14 protein-coding genes are annotated in these 12,442 nt (G+C 71.5%); 9 read left to right on the top strand and 5 right to left on the bottom strand.

Translation table 11 applies throughout. The features are described 5' to 3' along the window. Positions 1-219: 219 nt before the first annotated feature. Positions 220-1,020, bottom strand: a complete 801-nt coding sequence (locus F1721_RS14535; RefSeq protein WP_150067188.1) for a hydroxypyruvate isomerase family protein — start codon at positions 1,018-1,020, stop codon at positions 220-222. Positions 1,021-1,230: 210 nt separating this feature from the next. Here F1721_RS14535 and F1721_RS14530 point away from each other — a divergent pair, with 210 nt between their 5' ends. From F1721_RS14530 to F1721_RS14490, 9 genes are all read left to right on the top strand, one after another. Next, positions 1,231-1,488 (top strand): thiamine-binding protein, encoded by a 258-nt coding sequence (locus F1721_RS14530; protein WP_150067187.1) that lies wholly within the window; start codon positions 1,231-1,233, stop codon positions 1,486-1,488. A 10-nt stretch (positions 1,489-1,498) separates the two neighbouring features. Beyond that, positions 1,499-1,864 (top strand): helix-turn-helix domain-containing protein, encoded by a 366-nt coding sequence (locus F1721_RS14525; RefSeq protein WP_150067186.1) that lies wholly within the window; start codon positions 1,499-1,501, stop codon positions 1,862-1,864. 386 nt (positions 1,865-2,250) lie between these two features. After that, positions 2,251-2,757: a 2-oxo-4-hydroxy-4-carboxy-5-ureidoimidazoline decarboxylase gene (gene uraD, locus F1721_RS14520; RefSeq protein WP_150067185.1), complete on the top strand. Its 507-nt coding sequence runs from the start codon at positions 2,251-2,253 to the stop codon at positions 2,755-2,757. After that, on the top strand, positions 2,754-3,089 hold the full coding sequence (gene uraH / locus F1721_RS14515) for a hydroxyisourate hydrolase (protein WP_150067184.1): 336 nt from the start codon (positions 2,754-2,756) through the stop codon (positions 3,087-3,089). The genes uraD and uraH overlap by 4 nt, the downstream gene beginning before the upstream one ends. 7 nt (positions 3,090-3,096) lie before the next feature. Further along, the gene (gene pucL, locus F1721_RS14510) at positions 3,097-3,987 is read left to right on the top strand and encodes a factor-independent urate hydroxylase (protein WP_150067183.1); all 891 of its coding nucleotides are present in this window, start codon (positions 3,097-3,099) and stop codon (positions 3,985-3,987) included. A gap of 301 nt (positions 3,988-4,288) precedes the next feature. Next, positions 4,289-5,776 carry a nucleobase:cation symporter-2 family protein gene (locus F1721_RS14505; RefSeq protein WP_170301484.1) on the top strand — a complete coding sequence of 496 codons (1,488 nt, stop codon included), beginning with the start codon at positions 4,289-4,291 and terminating at the stop codon, positions 5,774-5,776. Positions 5,777-6,012: 236 nt separating this feature from the next. Beyond that, positions 6,013-7,074: a S8 family serine peptidase gene (locus tag F1721_RS14500; RefSeq protein WP_211840479.1), complete on the top strand. Its 1,062-nt coding sequence runs from the start codon at positions 6,013-6,015 to the stop codon at positions 7,072-7,074. Positions 7,075-7,265: 191 nt separating this feature from the next. After that, on the top strand, positions 7,266-7,511 hold the full coding sequence (locus F1721_RS14495; protein WP_150067182.1) for a hypothetical protein: 246 nt from the start codon (positions 7,266-7,268) through the stop codon (positions 7,509-7,511). Positions 7,512-7,522: 11 nt separating this feature from the next. After that, entirely contained in the window at positions 7,523-8,434 is a 912-nt protein-coding gene (locus F1721_RS14490; RefSeq protein ID WP_150067181.1) for a serine/threonine-protein kinase, read from the top strand. A gap of 57 nt (positions 8,435-8,491) precedes the next feature. On the opposite strand, the gene F1721_RS14485 is transcribed toward F1721_RS14490, so the two are convergent. The 4 genes from F1721_RS14485 to F1721_RS14470 form a co-directional block, all read right to left on the bottom strand. After that, entirely contained in the window at positions 8,492-8,788 is a 297-nt protein-coding gene (locus F1721_RS14485; protein WP_150067180.1) for a hypothetical protein, read from the bottom strand. 157 nt (positions 8,789-8,945) lie between these two features. Next, positions 8,946-10,049: an alcohol dehydrogenase catalytic domain-containing protein gene (locus F1721_RS14480; RefSeq protein WP_150067179.1), complete on the bottom strand. Its 1,104-nt coding sequence runs from the start codon at positions 10,047-10,049 to the stop codon at positions 8,946-8,948. Positions 10,050-10,108: 59 nt separating this feature from the next. Further along, complete coding sequence (locus F1721_RS14475; protein WP_150067178.1) at positions 10,109-11,035, bottom strand: carbon-nitrogen hydrolase family protein; 927 nt, start codon at positions 11,033-11,035, stop codon at positions 10,109-10,111. Positions 11,036-11,092: 57 nt separating this feature from the next. Beyond that, positions 11,093-12,346, bottom strand: a complete 1,254-nt coding sequence (locus F1721_RS14470; RefSeq protein WP_150067177.1) for a DUF6986 family protein — start codon at positions 12,344-12,346, stop codon at positions 11,093-11,095. Positions 12,347-12,442: the final 96 nt, after the last annotated feature.

The raw sequence follows: 12,442 nt of genomic DNA, 5'->3' as shown, positions 1-12,442 counted from the left end.
TGGCTCAATGCCAGTTCGTTGATCTCTTGTCTTTGAAGCGGCGCAGCCGCTTAGCCCACCCTCGCCGCTCGCGCCGCCGCGGGTTCTCAGACGTCACCTGGCGAGGACAGCCCGTTCGCCGTGTATTGGGCATACATCAGAACGGGATCCCGCAGTCAGGCGGCGTCTGAGGTTCCGACCGGCACCGCCACGCAAAATGAGCCTGGCAACCGGTAATTCTCAGCGCTTGATCCAGCTGAAGCTGTCGGCGCTGGCTCCGCTCGGCTTGTACTCGAGGCCGACGTAGCCGTTGTAGCCCGCGGCGTCGAGGCGGTTGAAGAAGCGGTCGAAGTCGATCTCGCCGGTGCCCGGTTCGTTGCGGCCCGGGGCGTCGGCGATCTGCACGTGGCCGACCGACTTGGCGTAGGCGTCGAGCGCCGCGTCCGGGTCGTCCCCGTTGACCACCAGGTGGTAGATGTCGAACAGCAGGCGCAGGTTGTCGTCCCCGCCCGCGGCGCGCACCCGGTCGATCACCGCGATGGCGTCGGCGGCGGTCTTCAGCGGGTACGCGGGCATGCCGCTGACCGGCTCGATCAGCACCGCACCGCCGATGCGCGACACGGCCTTCGAGGCGCGGACCAGGCTCTCCGTGGCGACCTGGTCCTGCGCGGCCGGGTCGACGCCGTCGATCCGGTTGCCGTACAGGGCGTTGAAGGCGCGGCAGCCGAGGCGCTCGCCGATGCCGACGACGACGTCCACGTTGTCCGCGAACTCACCGGCCCGGTCGGGGTTGGACAGCACGCCGCGGTCGCCCGCGGGCATGTCCCCGGCGAAGAAGTTCAGGCCGACCAGGGAAACCCCGGCGTCCTCGATGGCCTGCACGAACCGGTCCACGTCGCGGTCGGCGGGCACCGCTTCCGGGAACGGCCACCAGAACTCCACCGCGTCGAAACCGGCCGCCTTGGCCGCCGCGGGTCGGTCCAGCACGTCCAGTTCGGTGAACAGGATCGAGAGGTTGACCTCGTACCGGTTCGGATCCATGGGCACCCCCTCGGGAGAAAGATTCGGAGATCTCGCCTCATGAGATTTCATGATGCGGAAGTCTTGTTTCGTACAGCGATAGATTAGCGAGAACCCCCGACCCGGTCAACGGCACCCCCGGAGTTACCCGCGGGTCACGAACAGCGCGCCGCAGAGCCGAGAACCGCGCCGCCGCCGGGACGACTACGGTGCGGGCAGGGAGGTCCGCCAATGATGCTGCGAGCTGAGTTCACCACCGAGCCCTTCGAGGGCGAGGGCGAGCCACCGGCGCACGCCGTGGCCGCCCGCGACTGCCTGCGCGCCGCCGGGCTGGAGCCCGACTTCGGCCCGCTGGGCACCTCGATCACCGGCGACCGGGAGACCCTGCTGCCCGCGCTGGCCAAGGTGGTCGAGACCGCGCTGGACACGGGTGCGAACCGGATCACCCTGCAGGTGACCGTCGACGGCACCCACGACGACGAGGTTTAGGCTGGTCAGCGTGCATCCGCTCGCCAACGCGATCGCCCCGCTGCTGGAGCACGTCGGCGGCACCGCCGTACCGGCGGACCAGCACCAGCCCGGCGACATCGTCCTGTACTGGGAAGGCGCGCCCGCCATCGCCGTGCGGCTGCCCGGCGAGGAGCTGACCAGCGCCCTGGACCGGATCATCCGCGCGGTCGAGACCGAGCTGGGCGGCCACCTGCCGGACCTGCCGCGCCCGGACAAGCAGCGCGCGGTCCGCCTGCTGGAGGAGCGCGGCGCGTTCAACATGCGCAAGTCCGTCGAGACGGTGGCCAAGGCGCTCGGCGTCAGCCGCTTCACGGTCTACAACTACCTCAACCGGGAGCAGGCCGACCGCAGCTGACGCCGCTTTCGCGCGAGATCGGCGTTCCGCACGCGGGCGAGGCGGCGATTTCGCGCGAAAGCGCCAGCTCAAGAGCCCCGGACCGAGCGCAGGACCCCGGCGACCCCACCACGTCACCCCGACGCGCCGCGAGCGCGCCGGGGTGTTCTGCTCTCCGGGCGGCCTGCCGCGCCGACCTCGCCCGAAGCGCTCCGGTTGTGCCGTTCGCACAACGCGCCACCAGGTTTTTTCAACAAAGTGTTGACACCCGGCTCAACCCGGTCGTAGCTTTTGCCGCACCGGAGCTCTGACCAGCAGCCGCCGCACAGCCCAGGCATGCTCGGACCTCACGTCCGCCGCCTCCCCCGAGAACCTTCGGGGCCGCACACATCCTGTGAGAGTTTGCGATGTCAACAACCACCACACCGGACCGGCTCAACGGCCTGCCCCGCGCGGAACTCGTCGAGCAGCTGCTCGCCTGCCTGGACATCCCGCGCTGGGCCGCCGACATCGCCGACCAGCGCCCGTTCGCCGACGCCGACGCGATCTACCGGGCCGCGGACGCCGCCGCCCCGGCGCTGACCCGCGAGGAGATCGACCAGGCGCTGGCCGCGCACCCGCGCATCGGCGACCGGGTCCAGGGCTCCGACACCTCGTCGAAGTTCTCCCGCAGCGAGCAGGCCGGCGTCGGCGACGACGCGGAGCTGGCCCGCGCGCTGCGCGAGGGCAACGAGGCCTACGAACGCCGGTTCGGGCACGTCTACCTGGTCTGCGCCAGCGGCCGCAGCGGTGCGGAGCTGCTGGAGATCCTGCACTCCCGCCTGGACAACGAGCCGGAGACCGAGCTGCGGATCGTCGAGGACGAACTCCGCAAGATCGCACGTCTGAGATTGGCAAAGGTGATCGAAGGATGAGTGCCGTCACCACGCACGTGCTCGACGCCGCGCGGGGCAAGCCCGCGGTCGGCGTCGCGATCCGGCTGGAGGCCGCGAAGGGGGCCGAGTGGGAGCCCCTCGCCGAGGGGCGCACCGACGACGACGGCCGGATCAAGGACCTGGGCCCGGAGCGGCTGGCCGCCGGGGACTACCGGCTCACCTTCGACACCGGCGCGTACTTCGAGGGCCAGGGCACCGCCTCGTTCTACCCGCAGGTGCAGATCACCTTCCGGATCGCCGATCCGGAGCAGCACTACCACGTTCCGATCCTGCTCAGCCCGTTCGCCTTTTCCACCTACCGAGGGAGCTGATCACCTCATGGGCATCGTCATGGGCCCCAACCAGTACGGCAAGGCCGAGGTCCGCATCGTGTCGGTCAACCGGGACACCCCGCGGCACACCATCAAGGACCTCAACGTCAGCTCCTCGCTGCGCGGCGACCTCGACGGGGCGCACCTGACCGGCGACAACAGCAAGGTGCTGCCCACCGACACGCAGAAGAACACGGTCTACGCCTTCGCCAAGGAAGCCCCGATCGGCGAGATCGAGGACTTCGCGCTGCGGCTGGGCCGGCACTTCGTCGGCACCGCGGACGGCATCACCGGGGCGCGCATCCTCATCGACGAGTACAGCTGGGAGCGCATCCCGGTCGGCGGCACCGGCCACGACCACTCCTTCGCCCGCTCCACCGACGAGAAGCGCACCACCGCGGTCACCATCGACGGCGACCAGGCGCACGTGGTGTCCGGACTCAAGGACCTGATCGTGCTCAAGTCCACCGGCTCGGAGTTCTGGGGCTACCCCAAGGACAAGTACACGACGCTGGCCGAGACCAACGACCGGATCCTGGCCACCGCGGTGACCGCCCGCTGGCGCTACCTGCACACCGACGTGGACTGGGGCAAGAGCTTCGAGTCGATCCGGGCCACCATGCTGGAGGCCTTCGCCACCACGCACAGCCTCGCGCTGCAGCAGAGCCTGTACGAGATGGGCAAGGCCGCGATGGAGAAGCACCCGGAGGTCGCCGAGGTCCGGCTGTCGCTGCCGAACAAGCACCACTTCCTGGTGGACCTGGAGTACTGCGGGCTGGAGAACAACAACGAGGTGTTCTTCGCCGCGGACCGCCCGTACGGCCTCATCGAGGGCGTCGTCAAGCGCGACGACGTGGACGAGGCCCCGCAGGCCTGGTACAGCCTCCCGCAGTTCTGATCGGCGCCGGTGCCCGCCCTGGCGGCGGGCACCGCTTCAAGGGCGAAGAGCCGCATCGAGGACGCGAACACCCGGATTCCCCGGCAGCAGGGGGAATCCGGTTCTGAAGGATCACCGCCGATCCTGCACCGAGGGGCCACCGGGGGTATTCCTGGTGGCCCTTGCTGCTACCCGAACTCCGGGCAGCCGCTCGGAAACTCCGCAGATCCACTGTGGAAAGAAAGTTGATTTCCCGGCAACAAGAAGAAAATTCCCGGCATTGATAGTGACTTGATCTGATCCTGCGGCCCAGGAGTCACCCATGGCCCTCTTCAAGACCCGTCGCAACCGCGGCACCCGCAACGGAAAACCCACCGACGTCCACCCGGTGGACGAGGTGATGCCCCCGGTACGCATGATGGCGTACGGCGTCCAGCACATCGCGGCGATGTACGCCGGTGTGGTGGCGCCCCCGCTGATCGTCGGCGAGGCGATGGGCCTGCCGCCGATCGAGATGACCTTGCTGATCGGGGCGAGCCTGTTCACCGCGGGTCTGGCCACCATGCTGCAGTCGCTGGGCATCTGGAAGATCGGGGCCCGGCTGCCGTTCGTCAACGGCGTCACGTTCGGCTCGGTCGCGCCGATGCTGGCCATCGTCGCGCAGCAGGGTCAGCAGCAGTCGCTGTCGGTGATCTACGGGTCGGTGCTGATCGCGGGCCTGCTGGCCTTCCTGATCGCCCCCTACTTCTCCCGCATGGTGCGGTTCTTCCCGCCGGTGGTCAACGGGACCGTGATCACGCTCATCGGTCTGGCGCTGATGCCGGTGGGCATCAAGTGGATCGCCGGGACCGATTCGAGCGCTCCCGACTACGCCGCACCGGAGAAGATCGCGCTCGGCGCGGTGACGTTCGTCCTGGTGCTGCTGTTCAACCGCTTCCTGAAGGGCTTCTGGAACCGGATCGCGCTGCTCATCGGCCTGGTCGCGGGCACCCTGATCGCCTGGCCGATGGGGATGATCAACACCACCACCTTCGAGTCGGCGCCGGTGTTCAACCTGCCCGTGCCGTTCGCGCTGGGCGCGCCGATGTTCGACCTCACCGCGACCATCTCGATCTGCATCGTGATGCTGGTGGCGATGATGGAGACCACCGCGGACATGGTGGCGCTCGGCGAGATCGTGGACCGGCCCGCCGACGAGCGGACCATCGCGGCGGGCCTGCGCGCGGACGGCGCGGGCAGCGCGCTCAGCGCCGTGTTCGGCGGGTTCACCTGCAGCGCCTTCGCGCAGAACATCGGCCTGGTGGCGCTGACCCGGGTGCGCAGCCGGTACGTGGTCGCGACCGCCGGTGGTGTGCTGGTGCTGCTGGGCCTGTTCCCGATCGTCGGCGCGGTCGTCTCGCTGGTGCCGCAGCCGGTGCTCGGCGGCGCCGCGCTGGTGCTGTTCGGCTCGGTGGCCACCAGCGGCATCCGCACGCTGGGCAAGTCCGACCTGGCCGACCCGTTCAACTCGCTGATCGTGGCCGGCGCGCTGGGCATCGGGCTGATCCCGGTGGTCGCGCCGCACTTCTACGAGCACTTCCCGTCCGCGCTGCGGACCGTGCTCGACTCGGGCATCAGCACCGGCTGCATCGCGGCCCTGCTGCTGAACCTGCTGTTCAACGCCTGGCGCAAGAAGCCCGCGGAGTCCGAGGCGACGGTGGGCGGCGACACGGTCGCGGTGATCGCCACCGCCCCGGGCGAAGCCCCCGGCCCGGTCCCGGAACCGCGCAAGTCCGCGAAGGAGGACTTTTCCTCGGAGTCCGTGCGCTGAGCGCCCCCGGAAGGCACCTCCGGCCGTCCCAGGCCGGGGGTGCCTTTGTGCAGGTCGGGGTCCGTGAGCACTTCGTGGGGCTATGGCACCGGAAAGCACTCACGGGCCCCGACCTGCGACGTGCTCCACTCGTCGGAACTCGCTGCGCCGAACGGCCGTTCTTCCGCCTCGGACGCATCGGGCCGCGGTCGGCATTCGTTGATCCGGCCAACGATGTGCCGACGTTGGGAGACGCGATGCGGATTCGGGCCCTGATGACCGCCGCACTGGTCGGGTTGTCCGTCCTGGCCACCCAGAGCACCGCCACCGCGCAGCAGGCCGGTGACCCGCTCAGCGAGAAGCAGTGGGGGCTCGCGCAGCTCCGCGCGCCGGAGGCCTGGGCGACCAGCACCGGAGCGGGCCAGGTCATCGCCGTGGTGGACACCGGCGTCGACCTCGGGCACCCCGAGCTGGCGCCGAAGCTGGTGCCGGGCGCCACCTTCGCGGGCTGCGGCGAACGCCCGGCGCCGTGCGGCAACGGCGACTGGCGCGGGGTCGACGGGGTCGGCCAGCCCGCCGACGTCCACGGCACGCACGTCGCGGGCATCGCGGCGGCGGTGACGGGCAACGGCACCGGCATCGCCGGGGTCGCGCCGGACGCGCGGATCATGCCGGTCAAGGCGCTGGAGGGCGGTTCCGGCAGCTTCGCGGAGATCGGCGCGGGCATCCGCTGGGCGGCGGACAACGGCGCGAACGTGATCAACCTCAGCCTGGGCGCCTTACCCGGTTCGCAAGTGCTGACGCTGCTCGGGCTGACCACCGAGACCAAGGACGCCATCGCCTACGCGCGGGAGAAGGGCGTGGTCGTGGTCGCCTCCGCGGGCAACGAGACCGCGCCGCTGTGCGACACCCCGTCCTGGGAGCCCGGCGCGCTGTGCGTCGCGGCGACCGACCCGGCCGAACTGCACTCGGTGTACTCCAACCTCGGCATCAAGCTGGACACCAAAGCCGTTGCCGCCCCGGGCGGTTCCTCGCTGCAGGGCTGCGACGGCGACGTCTGGGCGCCGGTCCCGCGCGGCACGGGCTCGCCGGACTGCGGGCAGAGCGACTACGACTCGCTGGCCGGGACGTCGATGGCCGCCCCGCACGTCGCGGGCGTCGCGGCGCTGCTCGGCGCGCAGGGCCGCAACGCCGACGGCATCGAGCAGGCGCTGATGCGCACCGCCCGCACGCCGGTGGTGGGTGCTCGCGGACTGTTCACCCCGCTGTACGGCTACGGCATCGTCGACGCCGCGGCCGCGGTCCAGCAGCCGCTGTGACCTGCTGAGAACGGCCCGTTCACGGCGTTCTCGCCGGGAACGGGCCGTGCAACGGCTAATAGCACTGGCGATCTGCAGCGCTTCGTACCCACGAAACGGCTAAAACTCCTCGACCCCGCGCCGGAATCCCGGAACAATGATCACAGGGGCGCGCCGACGCGCCCGCCGAACGATCCGGGAGCGTGGGAGCGATGGACCTCTCCAAGCTGTTCAAGATGGTGTCCCCGGCCAAGCACCACAGCCGCAGCCACTCCAGCAGCGGGCACCGGCGTCGGTACTCCAGCGACGACCACCGGCGTCGGCGCTACGACAGCAGCGACCACCGGCGCCGTCGGGACAGCAGCGACGACTACCGGCGCCGTCGGGACTCCAGCGACAACTACCGCCGTCGCCGGGACAGCAGCCGCGGCCACTACCGGCGCCGCAGTCACAGCTGATCGCAGCGCCGGTGTTGATCGACTCGTTGAGCTCGTACTACTACGGCGAACCGGACCAGGAGTGGGGTGCGGGGGAAGCGCCGCTGGCACCGGGTGAGCTCCTCGCGCCCGGGTACAAGGTCGTCGACCACCTGCGCCGCGGCAGCCGCCTGGACGTCTACGACGTCTGGAGCGAGGAGCGGTCCTGCCGCTGCGTCGCGAAGACGGTCCGCCCGGAGCGCGCCGACGACCAGCGCGCGGTGGGCTGGCTGCGCAACGAGGGCGTGCTGCTGACCCAGTTCACGCACCCGCACCTGGTGCGCGGCTACGAGATCGTGCAGACCGCGGAGCCCGCGCGGCCGGTGGTGATCACCGAAACCCTGCCCGGGCACACGCTGAGCTACCTGATCGACGAGCACGGCAGGCTGCGGCCGATCGACGCGGCGGTGCTGGGCATCCAGCTGTGCTCGGTGCTGACCTACCTGCACCGCCGCGGCTGGGTGCACCTGGACGTGAAGCCGTCCAACATCGTCGAGGTGGGCGGCCGCGCGGTGCTGCTCGACCTCAGCCTGAGCTGCCGCATCGGCGAGCGGAGCTCGGCGGGCACGTTCGACTACCTCTCGCCGGAGCAGGCCGCGGGCGAGGAGATGACCCCGGCGGCCGACACCTGGGGCCTGGGCATCACGCTGTACGAGGCGCTGTCCGGCACCACCCCGTGGGCGGACGTCTCGCACCGCGAGCACAGCACCAACGGCACCCGCTACTACCCGCAGCGCGACCGGGTCGCGGCACCGCTGCGCACCCACCGCCGCCTGCCCGCGGCGCTGTCCCGCACCGTCGACGCCTGCCTCGCCCCGGACCCGAAGTCCCGCCCGACGGTGGAAGAGGTGGCGGCGAACCTGATCACCTGGTCCGGCGTCGACCCCCGCACCACCACCGCCTGAGGCTCGTGAGCGGGAAAACCGGCTCCAGCCGGTCTCCGCACTCACGACCGGAGCTGCTCAGCGCTTGCGGCGGAAGGCGATCGCGACGGCGACGAGCACCGCCGCCAGGGCGAGCTGACCGCCCCAGACGATGCGGTTCACGCTGACCGCCGGGTGCCAGGCCACCGATCCGTCCGCCGAGACCGCGAACGCCCCGGCCGGGCGCACCGACACGCCGCTGCCGCCGCCGATGCGGATGCTCGCCACCGGCAACAGCGTGGTGTCGCCCTGCTGCACCGGTTCGCCGAAGACCTGGTTCTCGCCCAGCCGGTCGGCGAGCGCGGCGACGATGTCGGCGTGGGACTTCTCGGCCATGTGATCCCCCAAGAGCGAGTGCGGATGCTCCGACGCTAGCCGGTCCCGCGCGGTCCGCGCACTACCTCGCGGGTAATCGACGGCGGTCGCGAGACTCGGGCTCCGCCGTCGCGCAGGGGTCGTGAGTGCGAAAACCGCCTGGAGCCGGTTTTCGCACTCACGAGAAGCGGATCACCTGGCGCATCGCGCGGCCCGCGGCGAGCTCGTCCATCGCGCGGTTGATGTCGTCCAGGTCGATCGTGCCCGACACCAGCTGGTCCACCGGCAGCTTCCCGGCGCGCCACAGGTCGGCGTACTCGGGGATGTCCTGCGCGGGCAGCCCGGAACCCAGGAACGAACCGATGATCGTGCGGGTCTCGCTGACCAGCGCCAGCGGCGAGATGCTGCTGCGCGCCTCCGGCGAGGCCAGCCCGACCGACACGGTGCGCCCGCCCGGGGCGGTCACCGACACAGCCGTCTCGAACGCCCGCGCGTTGCCGCTGGCCTCGACCACCAGCGAGCTCCGGTGCCCGGAGCCGACCGCCTCCTCCGGCGTCAGCGCCTTCGCCGCGCCCAGCTCCAGTCCGCGAGAACGCTTGCCCGGCAACGGATCCACCACCGTGACCTGCCCGGCCCCGCAGGCCAGCGCGACCAGCACCGCGGCCATCCCGACCCCGCCGACGCCGACGACCGTGACGTCCTCGCCGGGTTCCAGCCGACCGGCGTTCTTCACCGCGCCGCCGCCGGTCAGCACCGCGCAGCCGAGCAGCGCACCGATGTCCGGCGGAACGTCGTCGCCGATCGGCACCACCGAGTGCCGGTCCACCACCGCGTGCGTGGCGAACCCGGAAACCCCGCAGTGGTGGTGCACGTCCTGCCCGTCCCAGTGCAACCGGCGGGCACCGGAGAGCAGCGTGCCCGCACCGTTGGCGGCCCACCCCGGCGAGCACAGCACCCGCCCACCGGCCCGGCAGGCGTCGCACTCCTCGCACCGGGGCACGAAGTACAGGACCACCCGCTGCCCCTCGGCGAGATCAACACCCGGCCCGGCCTTCGCGACCACCCCGCAGGCCTCGTGCCCGAGCAGCATCGGCACCGGCCGCACCCGATTTCCGTCCACAACGGACAGATCCGAGTGGCACACCCCGGCGGCCTCCAGCCGCACCAGCAGCTCGCCCGGCCCGGGCTCGTCGAGCTCCAGCTCCGCGACCGCCAGCGGCCGGGACTCGGCCCAAGGCCCCGGACGACCGCACTCCTGCAACACAGCGCCCCTGATCCGCATGACCCCATCGGCGCACACCGAACACGCCCTGTCCACCTCCGGCCCACGACGTGGGACGGTCACAGCGAGGTCCGGTCCCGCGAGCGGACGTCGTCGACGACCTCGCCGCTGTGCAGGACACCGGCGATCGCCCGGTCGCGCCACGCGGCGGTCGAGTCGTACAGGTCCGCTCCGGTGTCCACCTCGGAGATCAGCACGCCGGGCGCGTTCCGGCGCAGCCGCCCGGTGGTGACGCCGTCGGCGCGGACGAAGAACGCGGGCCACAGGCTCTCCGCGGCCGACGAGTTCGGGCAGCTGATCCACACGTGGTTGCTGGCCGCGGCCGCCGTCATCGACGGGTGCATCGTGACGCCGGGGAAGGTGAGGGTCGGTGCGCGGTTGACGCCGCGGAGCTCCGGTCCGATCGCGGACTCGATCGCCGCCACCCGCTCCGGCGGGACGTTGCCCGCGTGGAACGAGTGGAACACCAGCTGCACGCCCAGCTTCCGGTACTCCCGGTACAGCTCGGGGAAGCGGTAGTCGTAGCAGATCAGCGCCCCGCAGCGGATCCCGTTGATCTCCCAGGTGCTGAGGTGGTCGCCGGGGCTGTAGTGCGCGAGATCGCCGGCGGAGCCGTCCGGGGGCCCGGAGCAGAACCGCTTGTCGTAGCGGTCGACGAGCGTACCGGCGGCGTCGATCACGTAGAGGCTGTTGTGCGGCTTGCGGTCGCCGGAGAGCTGGTGCGCGGAGCCCAGCACCACCCAGATCCCCAGCTCGCGGGCCAGGTCCATCAGCTCGGCGGTGGCCGAGCGGAGCAGTTCCCAGTCGAACCCGGCGAAGCCGTCGAAGTCGACGCCCGCGTACCCGGACAGCGCGCCCTCCGGGAAGTGGGCCACGTCCGCGCCCCGCCGTGCCGCCGCGCGCAGCTGCCGGGCGATGTGCCGGGCGTTGTGCCGGATGTCCGCGCTCACCGGGAACTGGCAGGTCGCCACCTGGACAACGGTCATGCCGGGATCGTTCGCGCGCACTCCCCGCCGGTCAAGCGGGGAGTGCGCGCGGAGTCGTCAGAGCCTGCCGAGCTTGCGGATCTCCGCTTCCGGCAGGCCGGTCATCTGCTCGACCTCGGCCGCGTCGATGCCGCCGTTGTCCAGGGCTCGGACGAAGGACGCCGCCAGCGCGCGGGCCGTCGCGGGCTCGTCCAGGACCGCCCCGCCGCTGGCCGAGGTGTAGGCCGCCAGGCGGGCCGCCTCCGCGGGCGCCGAGTCGCGGAACGCCGCGAACACCGCCGCGTAGCGGGTCACCAGCTGCGCCGGGTGCAGGTCCCAGCCCTGGTAGAAGCCGTGCTCCAGGGAGCGGCGGGTGAGCTCGTAGTGGGTGCGCCAGCCGTGGTGGACCTGGTCGCCGACCGGCAGCACGTTCGTCGAGCCGTCGGAGAGGAACACCCCGGTGCCCGCCGCCGACACCTGCATCACGTGGCGGGCGAAGTCGCAGGCGCGGTGCGCGAGGTGCTGGTGCGCGGCGGTCAGGCCGCAGCTGGCGGTGTAGTCGTAGGTGCCGAAGTGCAGGCCGGTGACCCGACCGGCGCCCGCGCGCAGGAAGCGCGGCAGCGCGAGGCGACCCTCGGAGTCCACGATGGACTGGGTGGTCTCCACCTGGATCTCGAAGCCCAGCGCCCGCTCCGGCAGGCCCAGCTGCTGCTCCAGCAGCGCCAGGAACTCGACGAACACCTCGACCTGCGCGACGTCGACGACCTTCGGGAAGGTCAGCAGGAACCCGTCGGGCAGACCGCCGTGCTCGCGCAGCAGCGCGGTGAGGAAGACGTCCAGCGTGCGCACCGAGCGGGCGCGCAGCTCCGGGGTGTCGAAGGACTTCACGCGCAGCCCGAAGTTCGCCGGGGCGGTGCCCTCGCGCAGCCAGCCCGCGACCACCCCGGCGGTGCGCTCGGCGTCGGCGTCCTCCACCTCGTCGCCCGGGCGGCCGTAGCCGTCCTCGAAGTCGATGCGCAGGTCCTCCACCGGGGAGTTCTGCAGCTTGGCCCGCACCCTGGGGTGCACGGCGCGGGCGATCTCGGCGTCCAGGCCGAGGATCTCGGTCAGGTCCTCCGGCCGGGCCGCGTCCCGGTCGAGCGCGGCCAGCGCCTCCCGCTCCCACAGCCGCACCGTGTCGGCGTCGACCTTGTTCGCCGGCACGTAGCAGGTGTGCACCGGCTGCCGCACCGCCCGCGCTCCCGGGTAGGTGGCGGCGATGTGCTCGTCCACCGCGGAAAGCCGGGCGAGCCGACGGTTGACCTCGGCGGTCTCCAGCGAGGTTCTGGCCACTTGCGCTCCCTTCGGTACGGCAGCCGGGAGGCGTCCCCGGCTGCCCAGCTCGGCTGCGGCGACGGGGCCGCGCGCCCCCGGATGGCGCACGGCCCC

The organism is Saccharopolyspora hirsuta, assembly GCF_008630535.1.
Lineage (GTDB): Bacteria > Actinomycetota > Actinomycetes > Mycobacteriales > Pseudonocardiaceae > Saccharopolyspora > Saccharopolyspora hirsuta.
The sequence above is the reverse complement of the archived record's forward strand: the minus strand, read 5'-3'. Positions and strand labels throughout refer to the sequence as shown.